The organism is Rubellimicrobium roseum (assembly GCF_006152145.1).
GTDB classification, from domain to species: Bacteria; Pseudomonadota; Alphaproteobacteria; order Rhodobacterales; family Rhodobacteraceae; genus Rubellimicrobium; species Rubellimicrobium roseum.
Genome location: NZ_VDFV01000015.1, coordinates 28,699 through 52,964 on the forward strand (window position 1 = coordinate 28,699; position 24,266 = coordinate 52,964).

At 71.3% G+C, this 24,266-nt stretch carries 23 protein-coding genes; 20 read left to right on the top strand and 3 right to left on the bottom strand.

All coding sequences use genetic code 11. From position 1 onward, the window contains the following. Window position 1: 1 nt before the first annotated feature. The 7 genes from flhA (at window position 2) to FHG71_RS12045 (ending at window position 9,229) form a co-directional block, all read left to right on the top strand. Complete coding sequence (flhA, locus tag FHG71_RS12015; protein WP_139081928.1) at window positions 2-2,083, top strand: flagellar biosynthesis protein FlhA; 2,082 nt, start codon at window positions 2-4, stop codon at window positions 2,081-2,083. 49 nt (window positions 2,084-2,132) lie between these two features. Continuing rightward, window positions 2,133-2,924: a flagellar biosynthetic protein FliR gene (locus FHG71_RS12020; RefSeq protein ID WP_139081929.1), complete on the top strand. Its 792-nt coding sequence runs from the start codon at window positions 2,133-2,135 to the stop codon at window positions 2,922-2,924. Further along, window positions 2,921-4,012 carry an EscU/YscU/HrcU family type III secretion system export apparatus switch protein gene (locus tag FHG71_RS12025; protein ID WP_139081930.1) on the top strand — a complete coding sequence of 364 codons (1,092 nt, stop codon included), beginning with the start codon at window positions 2,921-2,923 and terminating at the stop codon, window positions 4,010-4,012. The genes FHG71_RS12020 and FHG71_RS12025 overlap by 4 nt, the downstream gene beginning before the upstream one ends. Then, window positions 4,009-4,398: a hypothetical protein gene (locus tag FHG71_RS12030; RefSeq protein ID WP_139081931.1), complete on the top strand. Its 390-nt coding sequence runs from the start codon at window positions 4,009-4,011 to the stop codon at window positions 4,396-4,398. Before FHG71_RS12025 ends, FHG71_RS12030 begins: the two co-directional genes overlap by 4 nt. Window positions 4,399-5,374: 976 nt before the next feature. Further along, entirely contained in the window at window positions 5,375-5,812 is a 438-nt protein-coding gene (locus FHG71_RS12035) for a fimbrial biogenesis chaperone (RefSeq protein WP_139081932.1), read from the top strand. 28 nt (window positions 5,813-5,840) lie between these two features. Next, window positions 5,841-8,297, top strand: coding sequence for a fimbria/pilus outer membrane usher protein (locus FHG71_RS12040; protein WP_139081933.1), 2,457 nt, complete (start codon window positions 5,841-5,843; stop codon window positions 8,295-8,297). Next, entirely contained in the window at window positions 8,288-9,229 is a 942-nt protein-coding gene (locus tag FHG71_RS12045) for a Csu type fimbrial protein (protein WP_139081934.1), read from the top strand. Before FHG71_RS12040 ends, FHG71_RS12045 begins: the two co-directional genes overlap by 10 nt. 245 nt (window positions 9,230-9,474) lie before the next feature. Here FHG71_RS12045 and FHG71_RS12050 read toward each other — a convergent pair whose 3' ends face one another. Then, on the bottom strand, window positions 9,475-11,640 hold the full coding sequence (locus tag FHG71_RS12050; RefSeq protein WP_176559401.1) for an esterase-like activity of phytase family protein: 2,166 nt from the start codon (window positions 11,638-11,640) through the stop codon (window positions 9,475-9,477). A gap of 234 nt (window positions 11,641-11,874) precedes the next feature. On the opposite strand from FHG71_RS12050, the gene phnC reads away from it, so the two are divergent. From phnC to FHG71_RS12075, 5 genes are read left to right on the top strand one after another with little or no spacing between them, the layout of a single operon-like run. Beyond that, on the top strand, window positions 11,875-12,696 hold the full coding sequence (phnC, locus tag FHG71_RS12055; RefSeq protein ID WP_139081936.1) for a phosphonate ABC transporter ATP-binding protein: 822 nt from the start codon (window positions 11,875-11,877) through the stop codon (window positions 12,694-12,696). Window positions 12,697-12,753: 57 nt separating this feature from the next. Next, a complete protein-coding gene (gene phnD, locus FHG71_RS12060; protein ID WP_139081937.1) occupies window positions 12,754-13,668 on the top strand; it encodes a phosphonate ABC transporter substrate-binding protein in 915 nt (304 codons plus the stop codon). 48 nt (window positions 13,669-13,716) lie between these two features. After that, window positions 13,717-14,577: a phosphonate ABC transporter, permease protein PhnE gene (gene phnE / locus FHG71_RS12065; protein ID WP_139081938.1), complete on the top strand. Its 861-nt coding sequence runs from the start codon at window positions 13,717-13,719 to the stop codon at window positions 14,575-14,577. Window positions 14,578-14,621: 44 nt separating this feature from the next. Further along, window positions 14,622-15,893: a phosphonate ABC transporter, permease protein PhnE gene (gene phnE / locus FHG71_RS12070; RefSeq protein WP_139081977.1), complete on the top strand. Its 1,272-nt coding sequence runs from the start codon at window positions 14,622-14,624 to the stop codon at window positions 15,891-15,893. A gap of 3 nt (window positions 15,894-15,896) precedes the next feature. Beyond that, window positions 15,897-16,508 (top strand): LbetaH domain-containing protein, encoded by a 612-nt coding sequence (locus tag FHG71_RS12075; protein WP_139081939.1) that lies wholly within the window; start codon window positions 15,897-15,899, stop codon window positions 16,506-16,508. A gap of 179 nt (window positions 16,509-16,687) precedes the next feature. Here the strand turns inward: FHG71_RS12075 and phnF are convergent, their stop codons facing one another. Beyond that, window positions 16,688-17,437 carry a phosphonate metabolism transcriptional regulator PhnF gene (gene phnF / locus FHG71_RS12080; RefSeq protein ID WP_139081940.1) on the bottom strand — a complete coding sequence of 250 codons (750 nt, stop codon included), beginning with the start codon at window positions 17,435-17,437 and terminating at the stop codon, window positions 16,688-16,690. A gap of 60 nt (window positions 17,438-17,497) precedes the next feature. Here phnF and phnG point away from each other — a divergent pair, with 60 nt between their 5' ends. The 7 genes from phnG to phnN are packed head-to-tail and all read left to right on the top strand — an operon-like array spanning window position 17,498 to window position 22,420. Then, on the top strand, window positions 17,498-17,959 hold the full coding sequence (gene phnG / locus FHG71_RS12085; RefSeq protein ID WP_246045435.1) for a phosphonate C-P lyase system protein PhnG: 462 nt from the start codon (window positions 17,498-17,500) through the stop codon (window positions 17,957-17,959). After that, complete coding sequence (gene phnH / locus FHG71_RS12090) at window positions 17,956-18,525, top strand: phosphonate C-P lyase system protein PhnH (protein WP_139081941.1); 570 nt, start codon at window positions 17,956-17,958, stop codon at window positions 18,523-18,525. Before phnG ends, phnH begins: the two co-directional genes overlap by 4 nt. Beyond that, on the top strand, window positions 18,525-19,613 hold the full coding sequence (locus tag FHG71_RS12095) for a carbon-phosphorus lyase complex subunit (RefSeq protein WP_139081942.1): 1,089 nt from the start codon (window positions 18,525-18,527) through the stop codon (window positions 19,611-19,613). The genes phnH and FHG71_RS12095 overlap by 1 nt, the downstream gene beginning before the upstream one ends. Next, window positions 19,610-20,440, top strand: coding sequence for an alpha-D-ribose 1-methylphosphonate 5-phosphate C-P-lyase PhnJ (locus FHG71_RS12100; protein ID WP_139081943.1), 831 nt, complete (start codon window positions 19,610-19,612; stop codon window positions 20,438-20,440). The genes FHG71_RS12095 and FHG71_RS12100 overlap by 4 nt, the downstream gene beginning before the upstream one ends. Further along, window positions 20,437-21,207: a phosphonate C-P lyase system protein PhnK gene (gene phnK / locus FHG71_RS12105; protein WP_139081944.1), complete on the top strand. Its 771-nt coding sequence runs from the start codon at window positions 20,437-20,439 to the stop codon at window positions 21,205-21,207. Before FHG71_RS12100 ends, phnK begins: the two co-directional genes overlap by 4 nt. Window positions 21,208-21,209: 2 nt before the next feature. Beyond that, on the top strand, window positions 21,210-21,881 hold the full coding sequence (gene phnL, locus FHG71_RS12110; protein ID WP_139081945.1) for a phosphonate C-P lyase system protein PhnL: 672 nt from the start codon (window positions 21,210-21,212) through the stop codon (window positions 21,879-21,881). Next, complete coding sequence (gene phnN / locus FHG71_RS12115; protein WP_139081946.1) at window positions 21,878-22,420, top strand: phosphonate metabolism protein/1,5-bisphosphokinase (PRPP-forming) PhnN; 543 nt, start codon at window positions 21,878-21,880, stop codon at window positions 22,418-22,420. The genes phnL and phnN overlap by 4 nt, the downstream gene beginning before the upstream one ends. On the opposite strand, the gene FHG71_RS12120 is transcribed toward phnN, so the two are convergent. After that, the gene (locus tag FHG71_RS12120; RefSeq protein ID WP_139081947.1) at window positions 22,402-23,067 is read right to left on the bottom strand and encodes a DUF1045 domain-containing protein; all 666 of its coding nucleotides are present in this window, start codon (window positions 23,065-23,067) and stop codon (window positions 22,402-22,404) included. The two genes, phnN and FHG71_RS12120, sit on opposite strands and share 19 nt — an antisense overlap. Here FHG71_RS12120 and FHG71_RS12125 point away from each other — a divergent pair. After that, the gene (locus FHG71_RS12125) at window positions 23,066-24,259 is read left to right on the top strand and encodes an alpha-D-ribose 1-methylphosphonate 5-triphosphate diphosphatase (protein ID WP_139081948.1); all 1,194 of its coding nucleotides are present in this window, start codon (window positions 23,066-23,068) and stop codon (window positions 24,257-24,259) included. The two genes, FHG71_RS12120 and FHG71_RS12125, sit on opposite strands and share 2 nt — an antisense overlap. The last annotated feature ends 7 nt before the right edge of the window (window positions 24,260-24,266 follow it).

A 24,266-nucleotide genomic window follows, 5' to 3' on the forward strand; every position in this document is an offset into this window, starting at 1 on the left:
CATGCCCCCCCTTTCCGTCGCCAGCCTGTTCCAGCCACGCGTCCTGCTCGCGCTCGCGCTCATGGCGGTGATCGTCATGATGGTGCTGCCTGTCCCGGCCTGGATCCTGGACATCGGTCTCGCGATCTCCTTTGCGCTGGCCATCCTGATCTTCACCGTCACCCTGTTCATCGAGCGGCCGCTCGACTTCTCGGCCTTTCCTTCGATCCTGCTCGCCTCGCTGATGCTGAGGCTCTCGCTCAACGTCTCGTCGACCAAGCTCATCATCGGACAGGGCCACACCGGGACCGATGCGGCGGGCCATGTGATCGAGGGCTTTGCCATGTTCGTGATGGGCGGGCAGGTGCTCCTGGGCATCGTGGTCTTCCTCGTGCTGCTGATCGTCAACTTCGTCGTCATCAACAAGGGTGCCGCCCGGATGGCCGAGGTGGGCGCGCGCTTCGCGCTCGACGCCATGCCCGGTAAGCAACTCGCCATCGATGCGGACGTGGCCGCCGGTGCCATCACCCATGCCGAAGCCAGGGCGCGGCGCGAGCGCGAGAGCCAGGAAACCACCTTCTTCGGCTCGCTCGATGGCGCGTCCAAGTTTGTCAAGGGCGACGCGGTGGCGGGGCTCCTCATCACGGCGCTGAACCTTCTCGTGGGCCTCGCAATGGGCGTGTTCGTCCACGACATGCCCGCCAGCAAGGCTTTCGAGACCTATGCCATCCTGACCGTGGGCGACGGCCTGGTCAGCCAGATCCCGGCCGTCATCATTGCGGTCGGCACGGCTTTGCTCCTGGCGCGCGGCGGATCCAACCAGACCACCGACACGGCGATCCTGGAGCAGCTGAGCCGCTATCCGGCCGCCATCGCCACGGTGGCCCTGCTCATGGCGATGTTCGCCGTCGTGCCGGGCATGCCGTTCCTGCCCTTCATGCTGGGGGCGGCAGGCCTGGGCTACACGGCCTGGCGGCTGACCCGGCGCCCGTCGGGACAGGTCGCCTCGCCGGTCACGGAGCCGGCCGCGCCCTTGCGCAAGGCCTCCATGGGCGACCTGCTCGACCTGGACGATATCCATGTGGAGTTCGCGCCGGATCTCGTGGACATGGTGCTGGATCCCGCGACCGGGCTCGACGTGCGCATCGGCAACATGAGGACCCACGTCGCCACGGCCTTTGGCCTCGTCCTTCCGGAAATCCGGCTCACCGACAACGCCATGCTGCCGACGGGGTCCTATCGAATCAAGGTGCAAGGTGTGGAGCAGGCCCGCGACCGGCTGCACCCGGGGCGCGTTCTGGCGCTTCTCTCGGGCGGGGACCCGAGCGGGCTGGCGGGAGAGGACGTGCGCGAGCCCGTGTACGGGGCGCCCGCCCGCTGGATCGCCACGACGGAGCAGGAGACGGCGGCGCTGGCGGGCCTGACCACCGTCTGGCCCGCCGAGATGCTGGCCACCCATCTGCTGGAGGTCATCAAGCGCAATTTCGCGCGTTTGATGACGCTGCGGGCACTGCGCCGCCTTCTCGACGAGATGGTCGCCTTGTCCGACTCCGCCCGCGCAGAGGCGAACCGCCGGATGCTCGACGAACTCATCCCCGAGCGCGTGCCTGTGGACCTGCTGCTGTCGGTGCTCCGGCTCCTTCTTGAAGAGCGGGTCTCGATCCGCAACCTGCCCCTCATCTTGGAGGCCATCGCCGAGGCACGGCCTGTCTTTCCCACCGCAGAGGCCATCGCCGAGCATGTGCGACAGCGCCTGGGATTTCAGCTCGTCGCTGAGATTCGGCGGGCCGACGGAACGATCCCGCTCGTCCAGCTCGCCCCGGAATGGGAAGAGATCTTCGCCACCTACCAGATCGGTTCGGAGCGCGGCCCCGCGGACGTGGCGCTCCCGCCCGATGAGTTCAATCGGCTCGCGGGCGCCATCGCCGAGAAGGTGGCCCAGGCAGCCGAGCAGGGCACCTATCCGGCTCTCGTCACCTCCATGCGGCGGCGGCGTTTCTTGCGGACGGTGCTGGCGGCCAAGGGGATCGCCAATCCCGTGCTTTCCTTCGAGGAGATCGGGATCGACGCGCGCCCGGCCCTGGTCGGTCTGGTGCCGGCATGACGGAAGTGCGTATCCCGTCAAACCGGCGCGGTCGATGGGCGGGGGTGGCATGAACCCCGAACTGACCGAAAGCTTGATGCCGCTCTTGAACCTCGCGCACGAGGGCCTCTGGCAGGGTTTTGTCGTGTTCCTGCGCGTCGGCTCCATGCTGGCGCTCCTGCCTCTGTTCGGAGAGATGGCCATCCCTGCGCGGGTACGGCTCGGACTCGGGCTCGCCTTCACCTTGGTTGCGCTGCCGGCCGTGGCGGGGACACTGCCGCATCCCGGCACGTCGGCGCCGACCTTGCTGCTTGTGGTGGGCGAGGTCGCGACGGGACTCGTCTTTGGCTTCGGGCTCAGGCTCTTCGTGCTGGCGCTGCAGACGGCCGGGGCGATGGCTGCGCAGGCCACTTCGCTGTCACAGCTCTTCGGCGGGGGACCGGGGGCGGAGCCTTCGCCGGCAATGACCCATGTGCTGGTCGTGGGTGGGCTGGCCTTGGCGGGGCTGCTGGGGCTTCCTGCCCAAGCGGCCGCCTACATCCTGCAAAGCTACCAGCTGGTCCCGCCGGGAACGATCCTGGATCCAGCGCTTTTGCTCGAGGCAGGCGTGGCCGAGGTTGGGCGCGCCTTCGCGCTGGCCTTCTCGCTTTCGGCCCCCTTCGTCGCGGCGGCGCTCCTCTACAACCTGACCTTGGGCGTCATCAACCGGGCGATGCCGCAGCTCATGGTCACCTTCATCGGTGCGCCGGCGATGACGGCAGGAGGTCTCGCCCTGTTTGCCTTGGCCGCGCCCGTCATGCTGACAGCCTGGGTCGCGGCCTTGCAGACCTTCTTAGCCGATCCATTCCATGGGGCGCCATGAGCCAGGACGCCGAGGACGAGAGCGAAAAGAGCTTTGAGCCGACCCAGCGCCGTCTGGAGGACGCGCGCAAGCGCGGCGAGGTCCCGCAATCGGCCGACCTCGTCACTGCCGCCGCCTATGCCGGCCTGCTGCTGTCAGCCTCGGTCTTCGGAGCGTCTTCCTTGCTGGCGCTCGGAGCCGGGCTGGCGACCCTTCTGGCCCAAGCGCCGTCCCTTGCGGAGCAGGTTTTCGTGGGCAGCCCGCAGCCGCTCTGGGCCGATCTGTTCGCCCTCACCGGCGGGGCGATCTGGGTCTGGTTCGCTCTTCCGGCTGGGGCGGCGCTTCTGTGCCTCGTGGCGCAGGGAGCGCTCGTGGTCGCTCCACAGAAGCTCGCGCCGCAACTGTCCCGCGTTTCGCCCCTGGCGCAAGCGCGGCAGAAATTCGGCCATCACGGCCTCGTGGAGTTTGGCAAGGGCCTGTTCAAGATTGCTCTTTATGCGGCGGCGCTGGGCTGGACCCTGGCGCAGGCCACGCCCGACCTGGTCGGGGCGTCGGGGCAGCCGGCACCGCAGGTCATTGAGGTCCTGCTCGGTCTCACCGTCGTCCTCCTGGGCAAGGTGGTGGCCGTGGCTCTGGTGCTCGGAGCGGCGGATCTCCTCTGGCAGCGGCTGGCTTTCCTGCGTCGCCATCGCATGAGCCGGAAGGAGATGACGGACGAGATGAAGGAGGCCGAAGGCGATCCCCACCTCAAGCAAGAGCGCCGGCAGAAAGGTATCAGCATCGCCATGAACCGGATGTTAAACGACGTGCCCTCGGCTTCTGTCGTGATCGTGAATCCTACCCATTATGCGGTCGCCCTCCGCTGGGACCGGGCCTCCGGGGGGGCACCCGTCTGCGTGGCCAAAGGCGTGGACGAGATCGCGGCTCGCATTCGCGAGCGGGCCATGGCCGCCGGCGTGCCGATCCACCGCGACCCACCCACGGCCCGGGCCATCCACGCCAGCGTCGAAGTCGGGGAGCAGGTCCGCCGCCCCGAATGGCGCGCTGTGGCCGCCGCCATCCGGTTCGCCGAAGGGCTTCGAGATCGCGCCAGGAAGGGTCCGGGATGACGACACGCGAACTCGCGCCCTTGGTGAGGCTGGCGGGCTTGGCCTGCGACGCCGCCGAGGCGCGTCTGGCGGCCCTTCGCCGTGACGAGACCGAACTGCGTCGGCAGATCGCCGCGCTGGACGCGGCACGTCGGGCCCGTCTGACCGAGGCCCGGGCAACCGATGTCACCTTGCGATCCGGCGTGGATTTGCGCTGGGAGGGGTGGATCGACCGAAGGACATCGGCTCTTGGAGCCGAACTGGCCCGACTTCTTGCACGAATAGAGATGGCGCGTGACGAACTGACGACCGCCTTCGGCCGCCGCAGCGCGACCGACACCCTTGCCGCCCAGGCCCGTGCGCAGGCGGTGGCGCGCCGCCTCAAGGCAGAGGAGCGCGGCTGGTAGGGCCTGGATCGGCGATCCGTATCTGCAACAGCTTTGCTGCTCCGCAACTTGACCGGGTCGTGCTGCCCGGCTCTGGAGGGTGGCATGAGCGTTCAGCCCTGGTTGATGGGCGTGCCGACCGAGCCGCTTTGGCCGCACTCCCCGAAGTCTCGGGGCATAGCTCGCGTGGGAGGCCGGCGAGTCCTGAGCGGCATCCCCCAAGTCCCGCGCAACGGCTTACGATGGCAGGATTCCCCGGTGGTCTGCAGTCCGGCGGTACCCTCTTGGGGGTTACACCTCTCGAACCTGCTGTCAGGACAGATGCGAAGATGGCGATGGAGGTGGTCGGTGGCGGCTTGAGAGGCCGGATCTGCATGAAGTGGCGGCGAGTCAGAGGGACCAAAGGGGAGGCCATCATCGGCTGACGAAGGCGCCGACAGCGATGAGGGCACTATGTGACCTCGCCGCCCCCGAGGATGGGATCTTGCTGGCAGCCGAATGCTGCGCGAACTCCGGAACGGGACGGGTCAGTCGCTGCATGTGCCTCGTCATGCACCGATGATACGCGAGGGAGGCCATGTCCGGGGCATAGGAAAAGCATGGCGCGGCGCCCGAAGGCATGAGGCCACCGGATGGCGCGCAACCTGTGATTGAAAGCCCGGCTGCGAAGGCGAGGGGAAGCAAGAGATGGCGCGCGCAGTCCGCAGTTAACCGGTCCGTCATGCTGTCGTCCCAGAAGGATGGAAGCGATGGTGGGAGTTCTTGCAGGCCGGGAGCATCCGTCGACTTTGTCGACACCTTCGCGGCCGATCGTGACGCGCAAAGGCACCCGGCGACCGGCCGATGGCCGCAACCCGATTAGGACGGCGAGTCGTTAAGGCCAGCTTACTACGGCCTTATCCGAAGCGAAGAATTTGTGTCGCACTGATCATGTCTGCCCCCGCAGCGGGCCCGAAAGCCCGCAGATTGACGCGACACGGGCTTCAGGAGAGCTGGAATGAGACTACGGGGTTATCTGCTTGCCGCAGTGATTGCCGGTGCTTCGCTCGGGGCCGTGCCGCCCCGGGCGGCCGAGGCGGGCGCGCTGTCCATCTCGCCCACCGAGCTGCTGTTGCCGGCGACCGGGCAGACGGCCTTCGTCACGCTGCGGGCAGCGGGCCGAGAGGTCATCCAAGGGCAGATCCGGATCGTGCGCTGGACGCGCGAGGGCGGCCAGGACGCCTATGCGCCCACCCGCGACGTGGTGGCGAGTCCTCCGGCCATGCGGCTCGCGCCGAACCAGGAAATGACGGTCCGGCTGGTTCGCCGGTCGAATGCGCCGGTCCGCGACCGCGAGTGCTACCGCGTCCTCATCGACCAGCTTCCAGGCGCGCAGGAGGACGGCGTGGCCGTCCAGCTCACCATCCGCCATTCCCTGCCCCTGTGCTTCGGCTGACCCGCGACAGGATGGCTTCGGGGGTGCATTGAAGGACGCAACGGAGGCACATGGGTCACCCATCGGCGCCGCCACACCGGGCCGGCCGATCGCGACGGCTTGGCGGCTTGCGGTCCTGTCCAGCGCACTGATCGCCTTGTCCGCTCCCGTGACCGCCCAGACCTACTCGATCGGGGACCTCGCGCAGTTCGACACGGCCCTCCCGGTCGTTCCCGGCGAGGGCGGGACGGAAGCAACCCTCTATCTGCTGGTCTACGTCAACGGGCGCAACACGGGCCTCGTGGCGGAGTTCAGCCGGAATCCAGGGACCGGTCGCCTGCGCGCGCCGCGCAGCGAGCTTCTCGATGTCGGGATCCAGCCGCCTTTCGGCAGCGGGCGCATAGTGACGCTCGACCAGATTCCGGGTCTTGCCTATGCCTACGACGAGGCGGCCCAGTCGGTGTCGATCACCGCGCCCGCCCCAATGCTGCGGGTCCAGGACGTCAGCGGCCAAGGACGTCCGCCTCCGGTCGAGCCCCAGCGGAGCTTCGGGGCCGTCCTGAACTATCACCTCTCCGTCGACCTCAAGGATCCGGACACGGGAGCCGCCGGCAGCCTCGAGGGACGGCTTTACTCTCCCTTCGGCCTTCTCACGACCCGTGGCTGGTACAGTTCGGTCGACCCCGATGGCGGCCCCGGCTTTCGTCGCCAGGAAACCGCCCTCATCCACGCCGATCCACGACAGATGCTGATCTTCACGGTCGGCGACCTGTCCTCCTCTGGCCTGCCCTGGTCCCGCTCGATCCGGATGGCGGGCGTCCAGATCAGGCGCGATTTCTCCCTGCGGGGGGACATCGTCACGAGCCCTCTCCTGTCCTATTCCGGGACCGTCGCCCAGCCCACCGCCATCGAGGTCTATGTCGACAGCGTGCGGGCTTGGTCCGGCACGGTCGACGCTGGCCCCTTCCGGCTCACCGACGTTCCGCTCATCAATTCGAGCGGCGAAGCGGTCGTGATCCTGCGGGATGACGCGGGCAACGAGCGCCAGACCGCCGTGCCGTTCTTCGCGACGCGCAATCTCCTCAAGGCGGGGCAGTTCGACGTCTCGCTGGAGGCGGGGCGCGCCACCCAGGACCTCGGAGGGGACGAGCCGAGCTACGGCCCCGAGACGATGGCATCAGGGACGGTGCGCGTCGGCCTGACCGACCGGCTCACGATGCAGGGCCATGTCGAACGGACCGAGGACCTCCTGGCCTACAGCGCCGGAGCCTCGACGGTCCTCCTCAATGCGGCCGAGGTCGGTCTCGCGTTCGGCCGCAGCCGCTATGGGGACATCACGGGGAAGCTCCTGCACCTCGACATGCGCACCGAGGTCGCCGGCCTTGACGTCCAGTTCTCCACGACCCGCGTCTCCGAGAACTACCTCGACATGGCCTATGTCGCGGGCCTTGGACAGATCGACGGCACAGGGCTCTTCGACGAGGTGAGCCTCCGCCCGGCTCTGGCGCAGGATGCGCTGTCACTCACCCTCCCGATGGGGTTCGACGACAGCAGCATCGGGCTGAGCGTCGTGAACCTGGAGGACCACGAACGTCACAGCACCATCGTCGCCGCCTCCTATGCGCGATCCCTGCGCTGGCGGGACTCCTCTCTCCGGATGAGCGCGTTCCGCGATCTTGAGACGGATCAGGCCGGGCTTTCCGTGGGCTTCTCGATGCCGCTCGGTCATCGGACCACGACCTCGTCGGAGATCAGCCGCGATCCGGACGGCGGCTATGGCTTGGCCTCGGGCTTCCGCCGGATGCTCGATTCGGACGTGGGGAGCCGCGGCTACGGCCTGGTCCTGTCCTCCAACCGGGAAGGGGAGCTTTCGGGGCAGGCCGATGCCAGCCTTCGGACGGGTTTCGGCGTCGGCCAGATCACCGTCCACCGCGACACCTCGGGCGAAACCTCCGCCATCGGCAGCCTGGAGGGATCGCTCGTCGCCGGCGGGGGCGCCATCCTGGCCGGTCAGAGGGTCGATGATGGCTTCGCCGTGGTCGACGTCGGCGTTCCCGGCATCGAGGTGGAGCTCAACAACCAGCCGGTTGCGGTCACCGATCCCTTCGGCCACGCGCTCGTTCCGGGGCTCCTGTCCTACTACGACAACCGGATCTCGATCGATCCGAACGACCTGCCTCTCGGGGCGGCGCCCGATGCCACGGCGGCGACCGTTGCGCCGGCTTACCGGTCCGGCACCGTCGTCGACTTCGGGTCCGCGCTGGCGCCCTCTGCGCTCGTGGTGCTGAAGGACCCGCAAGGCCAAGTCATTCCGGTCGGAGCGGTCGCCCGTCTCGCCGGCCGCGGCGAGTTCGTCGTGGGCTACGACGGCGAGGTCTGGTTGGAGGGACTCCGCTCCCGCAACACCCTGGAGGTCCGGACGGCCACGGGCACCTGCATGGCCGAGTTCGACTATCGCGGCGACCCCGGGGACGTAGTCGTTCTGGAGGATGTGGTATGCCGATGATGCGTGTCCTGGGCATCTTTGTGATCGCCCTGGCCGGGTTGATGCTGGGACCGGGCAAGGCCCGGGCGCAAAGCACGTTCACCTGTCACCTCCTGATCGATCCGTTCGATTTCGGCGACGTTTCCGTGCGCGACGGGGTCGTCCACCGGACGTCCCAGACCCTCCGGATCGAGTGCCGCAACGGGCCGCCCAAGGGCTCGGTCATGCTTTGTCTCAATCTCGGGGCGGGCAGCGGCGGGGCCGGCGGAGGCAACACGCCGCGCTACATGCGGCGGCTCGACAACGCTGCGCTTTCCTATCAGATCAGCCGCACTGCGAGCGGCCCGGCCTGGGGCAACGAGCAGATCCCGATCTCGCTCAACGGGAGCGGCAAGGCCAACCTGCGCCTCCCGATGTTCGCCGAGATTGTCGCGCAGGGGGCGGGCGTCGGCGGTGGTGACTACATCTCCACCTTCACCTCCGCGGATTTCGTGTTCACCTACGGGGAGGGGGCGTCCTGTTCCCTCGCGGGGCCGGTCGACGGCACCCTTACGGTCAGGGCCAACGTCGTGCCGAGCTGCACCGTCAGCGTTGGAGCCATGGCGTTCGGCAGCATCCCGGGAGCCATCACGAGCCCGATCAACGCTCAGGCGAGCCTTTCCGTCACCTGCACGAACGCGGTGCCCTACCGGATCGCTCTTGGGCAGGGGCTTGGCCCTTCGGTCACGAATCCGCGCGAGCGGCAGATGAGGAACGGAGCCTCCGCCCTGACCTACGGGCTCTACAAGGACTCGGGTCGAAGCTCCCCCTGGGGTTGGGCCGGTGCCGACGAGATGGCCGCGACCGGGACGGGGCTCCAGCAGCTCTACTCGGTCTTCGGCCAGATCGAGGCAGGCCAGTCCGGACAGATCGGCACCTACGCGGACTCGGTCGTGGTCACGATCACCTACTGATCGGCCGGGGCGCCGAAGGCTCTTGCCTCCGCAAGGCAGGTCCCTGAGTGGACCCGGTTGATCTCACCCATCCAGCTACGCCTTCGTCGACCTGGCCCGCAGCTTGACCGTGGAATTCCCGGGCTGGCCTCCCGTCTCCTGCATGCGCCCGGTTCGTCGGGGCTTACCTGGTCGGGGCGAGCCGGATCGGGCCGCATGAAGCGGAGGGGGCCCGGCCGGCCGGGCCCCGGAGCGCGAGGACCCGTTCAGTCCAGTGCGCCGATGCTCCAGAGCATCGTCTCGCCCGAGCTGTCGTCGGTGGCGTCGTTGTCGGTGACGAGCCAAGCGGTGCCGTCCGGCTGGATGGCCAATCCCTCGACCTTCTCCAGCACGACGCCGCCCGTGGCGCGCAGGTCGGGCAGCAGGTCACGGACCACCTCGCGCGGGACGACCGGGAGTTCGCCGCCGAGCGGTGCGGGACGCAGGTCCGCCACGGGCACGCGGGTCACGAGCTTGGTCGCGGCCGCCGCGCCTGCTTGGTTGTCACGCTCCACGAGGTAGAGCCAGTCGCCTTGGGCCGCCATGTCGCCCAGGCCCACCCAGCCCTCGCCCGCAGGGGCGGACAGCGGATAGAGCACCGCGCCCCAGCTTTGGGCCGCCGGGTCATAGGCCACGAGCTTCGTCCGGTCCGCCGGGTCGCCTTCGGCGGGGCGCTGCATGGCAACCCAGACGGTGCCATCCACCACGGCCACGCCCTCCGAGCCGAAGCGGCCCTCGGCCAGCAGCCCCTCGGGGAAGGCGATCTCCTCGGCGATGACGCCCTCGGCGTCCACGCGCAGGAGCGCCTGGGGCACCCCCTCGTCCGCGTGGCCTTCGGAAACCAGCCAGAAGCCACCCTGCCCATCGGCGGCGATGCCTTCGAGATCCAGCTTCTCGGCCGGCGCGCCGTCCCGCGTCACCGTCACCGCTCCGGTGATCCGGGCCGGGTGCTGCGTCGTGTCGATGGTGAAGAGGCGGGGCTCGGCTCCGTAGGCGCTGTCGCTCACGGCGTGGAGCGTGCCGGCCCGTGCCGGGTCGGCAGCCAGGCCCGAGAGCGCCCCCCAGCCCAAGAGCTCGGCCGTGCCTTCCGAGGTCAGGGTCGGATAGGCCGGCGCGCCCTCGTGCCGCTGGTAGATCATGACATGGGCGCGGGCGAGGCCGTCGCCACCCAGGTCCGCCTCGTTCGCCGTCGCCAGCAATCCGCGCGAGGGGATCGCGACCGCCCCCTCGGGAGAGACGCCCGAGGGCAGGAGTTGCAGCAGGACGGGCGCGGCCGGGTCAGTCATGTCGTAGACGCCCACGACCGAGGCGCGCTCGGCCAGCAGGAATAGGAGCGGCGTGCCGTCGAAGGTGGCGAAGGCCAATCCCTCGGGCTCCACGCCCTTGGAGTCGGACCGGCCCTCGGGGTAGTGGCCCAGGGCCGCCACGGCCCGCTCAAAGCTCGCGCCGCTTTCGTGGACGACGCGGCCCTCGCGGTCAACGACGGTGAAGCCGCGCGCGCCGCCGTTCCAGTCGCCCTCGTTGGCCATGGCGAGGTGGTCGTCGTCGATCCACTGGACCGCATCGGGCTCGCGCAGGCGCTGGGGCTGCGACTCGGTAAAGGACAGCCGCCCGTCCTCGGTCAGGTCCACGCCTTCGAGGTCCACGGCGCCGGCCGAAAAGTCCGCGATTACCTGCCCGTCCCGCGACAGGAGGACGACATGGTTGTTCTCCTGGAGCGTGACCGCGATCTCGCCCGACGCGTTGATGTCCACGAACTCGGGCTCGGGGTCCTCGGGGGCGACCTCGGCCAAGCCGGTCAGCTCGGCGCGGACCAGGCCCGCGCAGTCGGGCAGGCCCCCGGCGAGGGTCAGGATCGCGACATGGCCCGCCGGCATCTGCGGCAGCGCGCCGTCGTTCACCTCTTCGTCGCGCTCGTTCTCGACCGCGACCGCAAGGAAGCTGCCGTCGGGCGCGAGCGCCACGCTGTCGGGCTGGCCGCCCAGGTCGCAGCGGCCACGCTCCTCCCCCGAGGCGATGTCCAGCGCGAGAAGCGCGCCCGAGGGCTCGGTGAAGCTCTCCGAGGTGTTGAGCGCCACGAAGGCCGTGGTCCCCAGCACCGAGACCGAGGTGGGCTCGCCTTCGAGCGCCACGTTGCCGAGCGGCTTCGGCGCGGCCGGGTCCGTGATGTCGATGCGGCCCAGCGCGCCCAGGGGGCTGTCGGTATAGACGAGCGTCAGGCCGTCGTCGGTGGCGGCGATGATCTCGGCCGAGCTTTCGGCAGCGCGGTCCTCGCCCTCGGCGCGGTTGAGCGGGGTGGCGAAGCTCGCGACGCGGTCGAAGGAGGTCTGGGCGACGGCCGCGCCGGCCAGCAGGGCGGCCGCGGAGGTGAGGCAGGTCAGTCTCGGGATCACAAGGTTCTCCTGGAGCGAAGTCTGACGACTGCTTGGCCCGGCCGCGTAACAGGACGGTGACGGACCGGGTCCGGCAGGACCGCCCGTCAGATCCTTGCCGCCGTCCTGCCCCCCAAGGAGCGGCCGGGCCATCTGACGGGAGGCCGAGATGTCACCGAACCTCCATGCAACGGAAACAGGGCTGTCATCGAGAGCGCCTATCCCCCTTTCCAGACATCCGGGGACGGAGCCGCCATGCTGGTGATCGAGGATCTGACGCGTCAGTTCGGGGCGAATCGCGCGGTCGACCGGGTCTCGCTGGCCCTGGAGCGTCCCGCCATGGTCGGCGTCATCGGGCGTTCGGGGGCCGGGAAGTCGACCCTCCTGCGCATGATCAACCGCCTGACCCAGCCGACCGGGGGCCGCATCCTCTTCGAGAGCCGCGACGTGACCGCGCTGCGCGGGGCCGAGCGCCGGGCCTGGCAGGCGCAGTGCGCCATGATCTTCCAGCAGTTCAACCTGGTGCCGCGTCTCGACGTCGTGTCCAACGTGCTGCACGGCACGCTGAACCGCCGCGGGACCCTGGCCGCGCTCTTTTCCCTTTGGCCCGAGGCCGACATCCGCCGGGCGGTGCAGATCCTGGATCGGCTGGGCATCGCCGGGCACGCCTCGAAGCGGGCGGAGGCGCTGTCGGGTGGCCAGCAGCAGCGCGTGGCCATCGCGCGGGCCCTCATGCAGGACCCGCGCATCATCCTCGCCGACGAGCCCATCGCCTCGCTCGATCCCATGAACGCGGCCACCGTCATGGACGCGCTGCGCCGCATCCACGAGGAGGACGGGCGCACCGTGATCTGCAACCTCCATACGCTCGACACCGCGCGGGCCTACTGCGACCGGATCGTGGGGATGCGCGACGGGCGCGTGGTCTTCGACGGCACGCCCGAACAACTCACCCGCGGCGTGGCCCGCGACATCTACGGCGCCGACGAGAGCTTCTCGGAGGAGGCCACCTCCACCAGCATCGACCGCCCCCCGGCCGTGGCCGCGCTCCTGCGCGAGGCCGAGGCGCTGGGCTGACCCCTTCACCCTGGCCCGGGCGGCAGGGACCGCCGGGCCATCCAACGGAGACCTCTCATGAAGACGACGATCGCCCTCCTGCTTGCCGGTGCCGCGGCCGCCCCCATGGCGATGGCGCAGGACGCCGCCCCCATCACCGAGTTCCGCATCGGCCTTCTGGGCGGCGAGAACGCGCAGGACCGCCTCGCCTCCAACGAGTGCCTGAAGGGCTATGCCGAGGAAGCGCTGGGCGTGCCGGTCTCGCTATTCGCGCCCGCCGACTACAACGGCGTGATCCAGGGCCTGCTGGGCGGCACGCTCGACATGGCGTGGCTGGGCGCCTCGTCCTATGCGGCCGTCTACGTCGACAACCCCGACGCGGTCGAGCCGGTGCTGGTCAAGACCAACCTCGACGGGTCGTTCACCTACCATTCCATCGGCATCGCGCGGGCCGACTCGGGCGTCGCGTCGCTGGCCGACATGGAAGGCAAGCGCTTCGGCTTCGGCGACCCGAACTCGACCTCGGGCTATCTGATCCCGCTCGTGGAGATCCCCGCGCAGGGCTACTCGATGGTGCCGGGCGAATACTTCGGCGACGTCGTCTTCACCGGCGGGCACGAGCAGACGATCCTCGCCGTCGCGAACGGCGACGTGGACGCGGGCGTGACCTGGGCCGACGGCTTGGGCGACTGGGCCGAAGGCTACAACTCGGGCGCGCTGCGCAAGGCCGCCGACGCGGGCCTCGTGGACATGAACGACCTCGTGGAGATCTGGCGCTCGGAGCCGATCCCCGAGGGCCCGGTGGTGCTGCGCAAGGACCTGCCGGCCGAGGTGAAGGCCACGATGACCGATCTCGTCCGGAACCTCGTCACCACCGACCAGGAGTGCGCCTATGGCGTGGCGGCGGGCGAGACGGCGGGCTTCTCGCCGGTGACGCACGACGCCTACGAGACGATCATCGCGATCCGCGAAGCCGAAATCGCCGCGAACTGAGCCGGTGACGGGCGCGGGTCCCGCGAGGGGGCCCGCGTCCTCCATGCCATGACCGACAGCTCCCTTCCCCCGCCGGCCGCCGCCGAGGCCTATCTCGCGCTGACCCGTCGGCGCCGCCTTCTGGGCGGCGTCCTCCTCGCGCTGTTCCTGGCCAGCCTCGTCGCCGGCTGGCGCGTGGTGGAGGAACGCAGCGCCGGCGGTTTCCTCGACGGGCTGCCGCAGCTTCTCGACTTCCCGGCCAGCCTCGTGGCGGAGGCCTGGGAGCGGCGGGCCGACCTGCCGCGCCTGATCTGGGATCATGTTCCCTCCCTGGTCGAGACCATCAACATCGCCGCCGTCGCCACCCTGGCCGGGGCCTTGGCCGGGCTCGTCCTGTCGCTGCTCTGCACCCGGGGCCTCGCCCCCTGGCCGGGCGGGATCTGGATCTTCCGGCGCCTGACGGACGTCCTGCGCGCCGTGCCGGACGTGGTGATCGCGCTCGTGCTCATCTTCGTGCTGGGCGGCGGGCCGGTGCCGGCGATGATCGCGATCGCGCTCCATACGGCGGGCGCCCTGGGCAAGCTCTTCTCCGAGGTGACCGAGGCGGTGGACCTGCGGCCCGTCGAGGGGCTGGCCTCCACCGGCGCGACCTGGGGACAGCGCATGGCCTTGGCCGTGGTGCCGCAGGTGGCGCCGAACTGGCTGTCGTATGCGCTGCTGCGCTTCGAGATCAACGTCCGCGCTTCGGCCATCCTGGGCTTCGTGGGGGCGGGGGGCATCGGATACGACCTGAGGAACGCCATGACCTTCGGGCAGGGCCGCTTCGACGTGGCGGCGGCGATCTTCCTTCTGCTCTTCGTCACCATCGTCGCCATCGACCAGACCAGCGCGCGGCTGCGCCGCCGCCTCGTGCAGGGAGCCGTCCTGTGACCGCGCTCGCCCAACCCTCGCCGCTGCCTGCCGTGCTGCGCGCCATGCGCCGCCGGCGCCTCGTTGCCCTGTCGTTGCCCGTGCTGCTGCTTGCCTATCTGGCCTATGTCGTCGTGGCCTTCGACGTGGCGGGGCTCGCGCAGCGGGCGCGGCTCGACAACGCGGCGATCCTTCTCGCGGACAGCTGGAGCCATCGGACCCACGTCACCCGCGACAACCGCTCGGGCGAGGTCCGGGTGGCCATCGACGGCGACCGGCGGGGCACCTACGCCCCGGAGCGCTGGCCGGGCTGGGTGCGCGCCGGGGACGGCGCGACCGTGGTGGACCTGCCCGACGGCCATTCCGTCACCTTCGCCGCTGACGGCGCGGTGACCTACGCCCAGCCGGGCGAGTCTCCGCTGACGATCCGCGTCGTGGACGGAAAGGTGACCTCGGACCTTTCCGGGCCGGTCCCCGACTGGGTGAGCGCGAGCGACACGCGCGTTGCGGTCACCACCGAGGCGGGGCGGCTCGCGGTCACGCGGAACAAGGCCGAGGTCATGCGGACCCTGCCGGGCTGGGCGATGTTCTGGTTCACGCTCGACAGCCCCTATCACGGCCATCTGCTGCCCGAGATCCTCTTCGGGCCCCGGATCGACCCCGAGCGGCCGAACCTTTCGGGGGCCTGGGAGGATTTCTGGGGCAATCCGCTCTGGCGGCACGGCGACGTGGCCTGGGCGCTGGGCGAGACGATGCTGATGGCCTTTCTCGGCACCGTGGGCGCGGCCGCGCTGGCCCTGCCGCTCGCGTTCCTCGCGGCGCGCAACGTGACGCCCGTGCGGGCGCTGCGATTCGGGGTGCGGCGGGTCTTCGACTTCGTGCGCGGGGTGGACGCGCTGATCTGGACCATCGCCCTCTCGCGCGCCTTCGGGCCGGGGCCGCTGACGGGCACGCTGGCCATCGTCCTGACCGACATGGGAACCTTCGGGAAGCTCTTCTCGGAGGCCGTCGAGAACATGGACGGGCGACAGGTGGAGGGCGTGGCCTCCACGGGGGCGAGCCCGCTCCTGCGGTGGCGCTTCGGGGCGATCCCGCAGCTCGTGCCGATCCTGGCGAGCCAGGTGCTCTACATGTTCGAATCGAACGTCCGCAGCTCGACCATCATCGGGGCGATCACGGGGGGCGGGATCGGGCTGCTGCTCACCCAGGCGATGCAGACGGGCAAGGACTGGGAGGACGTGACCTACTACGTGGTGCTGATCCTCCTGATGGTCTTCGCGCTCGACGCGGTGTCGGGCCGGGTGCGCCGCCGCATCATCCGCGGGCGGGAGGTCTGAGGGATGCTCGACGCCGAGGGTCCAGTCATCGGCCCGAACTGCGAGGTCCGCGAGAGCCGGCTGGGGCGCTTCACCGAGGTGGGGGAGGGAACGCGCCTCCTCCATGTCGCGATGGGGGACTATTCCTACTGCGACCGCTTCTGCGACATCGCCCATGCCGAGATCGGCCGCTTCGGCAACATCGCGGCCTTCGTGCGGATCGGGCCCACGGACCATCCGCTGCGGACGGCGTCGCTCCATCATTTCCTCTACCGTTCGTCGAAGTACTGGGCGGACGCGGAGGACGATCCCGACTTCTTCGCGCAGCGGCGGTCGCGCACCGCGCGGATCGGCCACGACACCTGGATCGGCCACAGCGCCGTGGTGAAGCCCGAGGTGACGGTGGGCCACGGCGCGGTGGTGGCCGCCGGGGCGGTCGTGACGCGGGACGTGGAGCCCTACGTCATCGTCGCCGGGGTGCCGGCGCGCGTCATCCGGGACCGCCAGCCGCGCCGCATCGCCGAGCGCCTGATGGCGCTGGCGTGGTGGGACTGGAGCCATGAGCGGCTGCGCGCGGCGCTGCCCGACTTCCGCACGCTCCGCGCCGAGGCCTTCCTGGAGAAGCACGGCGGCTGAGGCGGCGCGGGGAGCGGGCGAGGTCGGGCGGGCGTGGGGCGGCATGGGCGGTCCTTCGAGGGCGTCGATGGGCCCAGCCTGCCGGACAGGGGTTAACGGTTCCTTCGACCACCGAACGGTCCCTTCCCGATCCGCGCAACACCCCGGGGCACTGTGGTATGCGCCCCAGATTCGCCGGATCAGGCCGCGCCCTCCTCGGCCAGCACCAGCGCGACCCGGTCGCCCCCGAACCAGGTGCTGCCGAACTCGACCGGGTTCCCCTTGGGGTCGGCGTTGACATGGGTGGAGCGCAGGAGCGCGGCGGGGAGCGCCAGCCGCAGCCGCGCGGCCTGGTCGGGCGTCGCCAGCACCGCCGCGAGGCGGGTGGTCGCACGGCGGTAGTCGGGCACCCCGGAGGCCGCGAGCGCCGCCGTGACCGACGGCTCCCGGCCGAGATGGGCGGGCAGGTCGGGGAAGCGCGCGGCTGGGAAGGCGCTGCGGAAGAGCGCCACGGGCTCGCCGTCCGCGAGGCCCGTGCCCTCCCAGACATGGACCGGGTCGCCGGGGAAAAGGTGGAGCGCCTCGGCCTCGGGGGCGTCGGCGGCGCGGGTGACGAGCGTGAGGCCCGCGCGCGAGGGGAAGCGCCCGGAGGCGCGGATGTTCTCGGAGAAGCGGACGCGGGGACCGATGGGATAGTCGGCCGGGGGGGCAAGGACGAAGCTGCCCGCGCCGCGCCGGGTCGCCACCAGCCCCTCGCGCGCGAGGCGGGCCAGCGCCTCTCGTACCGTGTGGCGATGGACGCCGAAGCGGGTGGCGAGGTCGGATTCCGAGGGCAGCCGGTCGCCGGGTCGGAAGCGCCCCGCCGCGAGGTCGCCGCGCAGGGCCTCGGCCACAGCGCCGCGCAGGCCGCGGGCCGGGTCGGGATGTCGCTCGGGCGGGCGGGTCGTCATGGGGTTGTCACAGGAGGCTGTTACCTGTCTAGTTGTATAGAACGGGAGGCGGCCGTCCAGATGGATGGAAGCGGACAGATGGCGGTGGCGGAGCGGCCGGGCTGGATGGGCCTGTGCGCCCGCGCGCCGGGGGCGCGGCTGATGGAACTGGTGGGGGCGCTGGGACCCCGGCCCGCCTTTGCCTGGCTGCGGGTCCCGGAGATCGGGAGCGTGATGATCCGGGGCCGCGCGGGCGGCACGGGCGCGGCCTTCCACCTGGGCGAGATGACGGCCACGCGCGGGGCGCTGCGGCTGTCCTGCGGGACGGTGGGGCACGGCTGGGTGCAGGGGCGCGACAAGGCCGCCTGCGAGGCCGCCGCGCTGGTGGACGCGCTGATGCAGACCGGGGCGGCGGCGCGGGTGCGCGCGGCCGTGCTGGAGCCGCTGGAGCGCGAGGCGCTGGCGCAGCGCCGGGCGCGGGCCGCGAAGGCGGCGGCGACGCGGGTGGAGTTCTTCACGCTGGTGCGGGGGGAGGATCAATGACCGGGCTGGACGCGCTGTCGGGCGGCTTCGCCACGCCGGCTCTCGACTCGGCGCGCGCGTTTCGCGCGGCCATGGAGGCCCTCGCGCGGCCGGGCACGATCCGCGAGGTGGCGGGCGCGGCGCCGCCGGGGCCGCTGTCGCCCGCCGCCGGGGTGCTGATCCTGACGCTCTGCGATCCGTCCACGCCGCTGCATCTGGCGGGCGGCTGGGATGTTCCGGCCGTGCGGGACTGGGTGGCCTTCCATGCCGGGGCACCGCTGGTCGCGGCGGAGCGGGCGGCCTTCGCGGTGGGGGACTGGGCGGCGCTGCGGCCGCTGGGGCGGTTCGCGCAGGGGACGCCGGACTACCCGGACCGCTCGGCCACGCTGATCGTGGAAGTGCCGCGGCTGGCCGCCGACGGCGCGCGGCTGACGGGGCCGGGAATCCGGGGCGAGACGTGGCTGTCGCTTCCCGCGCCGGTGGAGCCGCTGGTCGCGAACGCGGCGCGCTTCCCGCTGGGGGTGGACCTGTTCCTGACCCATGGGCACCGCCTCGCGGCGCTGCCGCGTTCGACGAGGATCGGCTGATGTACGTGGCGGTCAAGGGGGGCGAGGCGGCGATCGACGCGGCGCATGGGTGGCTGGCCGAGGAGCGGCGGGGCGACGCCCGCGTGCCGGAGCTGACGGTCGCACAGATCCGCGAGCAGATGACGCTGGCCGTGGACCGGGTGATGGCGGAAGGGTCGCTCTGGGACCCGGACCTCGCGGCGCTGGCGATCAAGCAGGCGCGGGGGGACCTGATCGAGGCGGTGTTCCTCCTCCGCGCCTACCGGACGACGCTGCCCCGGTTCGGGGCATCCGTGCCGGTGGACACGGGCGCGATGCTCTGCGACCGACGCGTGTCGGCGACCTTCAAAGACCTGCCGGGCGGGCAGGTGCTGGGGCCGACCTTCGACTACACGCACCGGCTTCTGGATTTCGCGCTGATGGCCGAGGGGGAGGTGCCCCCCGCGCGGGAGCGGACGGCGGAGCCGGGGCCCGTGCCGCACGTGGTGGCGGTGCTGGACCGCGAGGGGCTGATCCAGCGGGAGGCGGAGGGAGAGGGCCCGGTGCCGGACCTGACGCGGGAGCCCCTGGAGTTGCCCGCCGACCGGGCGCTGCGGCTCCAGGCGCTGGCGCGGGGGGACGAGGGATTCCTGCTGGGGTTGGCCTATTCCACGCAGCGGGGCTACGGGCGGACGCACGCCTTCGTGGGCGAGCTGCGCACCGGGACAGTGACGGTCGAGGTGGAGGTGCCCGAGCTGGGTTTCGCCATCGCGCTGGGCGAGGTGGTGCTGACCGAGTGCGAGACGGTGAACCAGTTCGCGGGGAGCCGGACCGAGCCGCCGCAGTTCACGCGCGGCTACGGGCTGACGCTGGGGCGGACGGAGCGCAAGGCGCTGGCCATGTCGCTGGTGGACCGCGCGCTGCGCTGGCGGGAGCTGGGCGAGGACTTCGTGGGGGCGCCGGCGCAGGACGAGGAGTTCGTGCTGAGCCATTGCGACAACGTGCAGGCGACGGGCTTCCTCGAACACATCAAGCTGCCGCATTACGTGGATTTCCAGTCCGAACTGGAGCTGGTCCGGCGCCTGCGGCGCGAGGCGGCCGAGGGTGCGACGCGGGAGGCGGCGGAATGACGGACTACAACTTCGCCTATCTCGACGAGGACACCAAGCGGATGATCCGCCGCGCGATCCTCAAGGCGCTGGCGGTGCCGGGGTATCAGGTGCCCTTCGCCAGCCGCGAGATGCCCATGCCCTATGGCTGGGGGACGGGGGGTGTGCAGGTCTCGGCGGCGATCCTGACGCCGGAGGACGTGATGAAGGTCATCGACCAGGGGGCGGACGACACGACCAACGCCGTCTCGATCCGCCGCTTCTTCGAGAAGACGGCCGGGGTGGCGACGACGACCCGCACGGCCGAGGCCACCGTCATTCAGACCCGCCACCGCATTCCCGAGACGCCGCTGCGCGAAGGGCAGGTGCTCGTCTATCAGGTGCCGATCCCCGAGCCGCTGCGGTTCCTGGAGCCGCGCGAGACCGAGACGCGGCGGATGCACGCGCTGGAGGACTACGGGCTCATGCACGTCAAGCTCTATGAGGACATCGCGCGGCACGGACGCATCGCCACCTCCTACGCCTATCCGGTGAAGGTCGAGGGGCGGTACGTCATGGACCCGTCGCCCATCCCGAAGTTCGACAACCCCCGGCTGAAAAGCGAGGCGATCCAGCTTTTCGGCGCGGGGCGCGAGCAGCGGATCTATGCCCTGCCGCCGCATTGCCGCGTGGAGAGCCTCGATTTCGAGGACCATCCCTTCGAGGCGAGCAAGGCCGATCATCCCTGCGCGCTCTGCGGGGCGACGGGGAGCTACCTCGACGAGGTCATCACCGACGACGCGGGCGGGCGGATGTTCGTCTGCTCGGACACCGACTTCTGCGCCACCCGGCGCGGGGAGGCCGCATGACGCCGCTCCTGGAGGTCAGGGGGCTGACCAAATCCTACGGGCGCAGCCTGGGCTGCGCGGAGGTGTCCTTCGACCTCTGGCCCGGCGAGGTCATGGGGATCGTGGGCGAGTCGGGCTCGGGCAAGTCCACGCTGCTCAACTGCCTTGCGGGGCTTCTGGAGCCCGACGCGGGCGAGGTGATCTTCGACACCCGCGCGGACGGCCCGCGCGACGTGCTGCGGATGGGCGAGCCCGAGCGGCGGTGGCTCGCGCGCACCGACTGGGCCTTCGTCCGGCAGAACCCGCGCGACGGGCTGCGCATGGGGGTGAGCGCGGGCGCCAACGTGGGCGAGCGGCTCATGGCCGTGGGCGCGCGCCACTATGGCGACATTCGCGCGCGGGCGACAGACTGGCTGCGGCGGGTCGAGATCGACCCCGCGCGCATCGACGACCGGCCCCGGACCTTTTCGGGCGGGATGCAGCAGCGGCTCCAGATCGCGCGGAACCTCGTGACCGGCCCGAGACTCGTCTTCATGGACGAGCCCACGGGGGGGCTGGACGTGAGCGTGCAGGCACGCCTTCTGGACCTGCTGCGCGGCCTCGTGCGCGACATGGGGCTGTCGGCGGTGGTGGTGACGCACGATCTGGCCGTGGTGCGGCTGCTCGCGCACCGGATCATGGTGATGAAGGACGGGCGCGTGGTCGAGGAGGGGCTGACCGATCAGGTGCTCGACGATCCGCGCCATCCCTACACCCAGCTTCTCGTCTCCTCCGTCCTGCAGGTGTGACCATGATCCGTGTCGAGGATGTCTCCAAGACCTTCACGCTCCACACGCAGGGCGGGGCCCGGATCGCGGTGATGCGCGGGGCGTCGCTGTCGGTGGAGCCGGGCGAATGCGTGGCGCTGGTGGGCCGGTCGGGCGCGGGCAAGTCCACGCTGATGCGCATGGTGCAGGGCAACTACCGCACGGACGGGGGCCGCATCCTCGTGGGGGGGCTCGACGTGGCGCGGGCCGCCCCGCGCGAGATCCTGGCCTTGCGGCGCGAGACGCTGGGCTGGGTCAGCCAGTTCCTGCGCGTGATCCCGCGCGTGCCCACGCTCGACGTGGTGGCCGAGCCGCTGCGGAACGTGGGCGTCGCCCCCGACGAGGCGCGGGCGCGGGCGGCGGCGCTGCTGTCCCGGCTCAACCTGCCCGAGGCGCTGTGGGCGCTGTCGCCCACGACCTTCTCGGGCGGGGAGCAGCAGCGCGTGAACATCGCGCGGGGCTTCGTGAATCCCACTCCGGCGCTCCTGCTCGACGAGCCTACGGCGAGCCTCGACCCGGTGAACCGGCGGGTGGTGCTGGACCTCATCCATGAGGCCAAGGCGCGGGGGGCGGCGATCCTGGGCATCTTCCACGACGCCGAGGCGCGGGCGGAGGTCTGCGACCGCGAGGTGGACGTGACGGGGTTCGCGCGGTGAGCGGGCGGCTGGTCGCCGTGGTGGGGCCTTCGGGCGTGGGCAAGGACAGCCTGATCGACGCGCTGTGCGGCGCGAGGCCCTGGTTCCACCGGGTGCGGCGCACGATCACCCGCCCGCCCGGCGCGGGGGAGCGCTTCGACAGCGTGAGCGCCGAGGTCTTCGAGCGCATGCGCCGCGACGGGGCCTTCTGCCTGCACTGGGCGGCGCACGGGCTGCGCTACGGGCTGCGCGCCGAGGTGGAGGCGCGCGTCGCGGGGGGACAGGACGCGGTGGCCAACCTGTCGCGAGGGGCGCTGCCCGAGGCGGCGCTCGTGTTCCCGCGCCTGCTGGTCCTGAACCTGACGGCCAGCCCCGAGGTCCTGGCCGAGCGGCTGGCGGGGCGCGGGCGCGAAGAGGCGGAGGCCATCCGGGCGCGGCTCGGGCGGGCCGACCTGGAGGTGCCCGACGGCCCCTGGACCGCCGTCACGATCCGCAACGACGGCCCGCTGGAGGACACGCTCGCGCGCGCGGTGGCCGCCCTTCAGCCGGAAAGGGCGTAGCGGTGGCGCAGGCGGAAGCGGCCGTCCGGGCCCTGCACGACGTGGCCCAGCGCCGCCAGCCGGAAGGGTCGGGGCAGCGGCGGCGGGTGACGGTCGAGGAGCGCGCGCGCGGCCTCCTCCTGCGCCTCGTCCAGGGGGCCGGTCAGCGTGACGTGGAAGCGGAAGCGGTCGAGGACATGCGGGTAGCCCCAGCGGAGAAGATGCGACTCTTCCTGCGGGTCGAGCCCGGCCGCGCGGCGGCGGGCAAGGTCGGCGTCGGTGAGGGCCGCGCGGAAGGCGTCGAGCCCGGTCACGCAGGCGGCGGCCAGCGCGTCGATGGGGCCCGTGTCGCCCTCGGGCACGAGGGCGAGGAAGCGGCCGATGCGGGCGAGGACGAGGCCCGGGGCCTGCGCCGGGGCCAGGCGGGCGGCGAGCGCGGCGATCGCCTGTTCGAGGTCGGCCTCGGCGTGCCCCTCGGTCAGGCGGAAGGGGGCCTTCAGCGTGGCGTGGAGTCCGTAGCGGCGCGGCTCCTCGGTGAGGGCCCCGAGGGCCGGATCGGGGTGGGGCCGCTCGCGTCCTGCCCTGGGGTCCCAGCCGAGCCAGCGCGCGCCCCAGTCGGCCAGATCGCCTTCGGGCACCCAGTAGATTGCATGACGGACGGATGACATGACGCTCGACCTTTCCTTCGCCGATGCCGCGGACGCGGCGGATGTGACACGCGGGCTCGTGCTCGCCAATGCCCGGCTGGTGCTGCCCGACCGGGTGATGCGGGGATCGGTCGCCGTGGAGCGGGGCCGGATCGTCGCGGTCGAGGAAGGGGACCGCGTGCCGGGCGGGGCGGTGGACTGCCGGGGGGACCTGGTGGGACCGGGCTTCGTCGAGCTGCACACCGACAACCTCGAATGGCACATCGAGCCGCGCCCCCGCGTGGACTGGCCGCACGCGGCGGCGATCCTCGCGCATGACGCGGAACTGGCGGGGGCGGGGATCACCACCGTCTTCGACGCGCTGCGGGTGGGGGTGGTGCTGTCCGGAGGGCCCGCGGCCGAGACGCGCTACGCCCGCGGCGTGGCGACCGAGATCCTGGCGCTGCGGCGCGAGGGGGCGCTGCGGATCGACCACCGCCTCCACCTGCGCGCCGAGGTCTGCTCGGAGACGCTGCTGGAGGAGCTGTCGGAATTCGGGCCGAACGACGGCGTGGGCCTCCTGAGCCTGATGGACCACACGCCGGGGCAGCGCCAGTTCCGCGACGTCGACAAGCTGCGGGCCTATGTCATCGGCAAGCAGGGCCTCTCCGAGGAGGAGTTCCAGGCCCATATCCAGGCGAGCCGGGCGCTGCGCGACCGGGTGGGCGCGCGGCACGAGGCGGGCGCGGTGCAGGCGGCCCGCCGGCTGGGCGCGGTGCTGGCCAGCCACGACGACACGGACGAGGCGCAGGTCGCGGCCTCGGCGGCTTTGGGTGCGCGGCTTGCCGAATTCCCGACCACGCGCGAGGCGGCCAGCGCCTGCCGCGACCACGGGATCGCCGTGATGATGGGGGCGCCGAACCTGATCCGGGGCGGCTCGCATTCGGGCAACGTCGCGGCGGCCGAGCTGGCCGAGGCGGGGCTTCTGGACGTGGTGTCGTCGGACTACGTGCCCTCGGCGCTGCTGGCCTCGGCCTTCGCGCTGGCGCGGCTCTGGCACGGGGACCTCGCGCGGGCCTGGGCCTGCGTGAGCGCCGCGCCGGCGCGGGCGGCGGGCCTCCAGGACCGGGGCCGGATCGAGGTCGGGGCCCGGGCGGACCTGCTGCGGGTGGGCGAGGTGGCCGGTCATCCGGTGCCGCGCGGCGTCTGGTGCGAGGGCGAGCGCGTGGCCTGACGGGCGC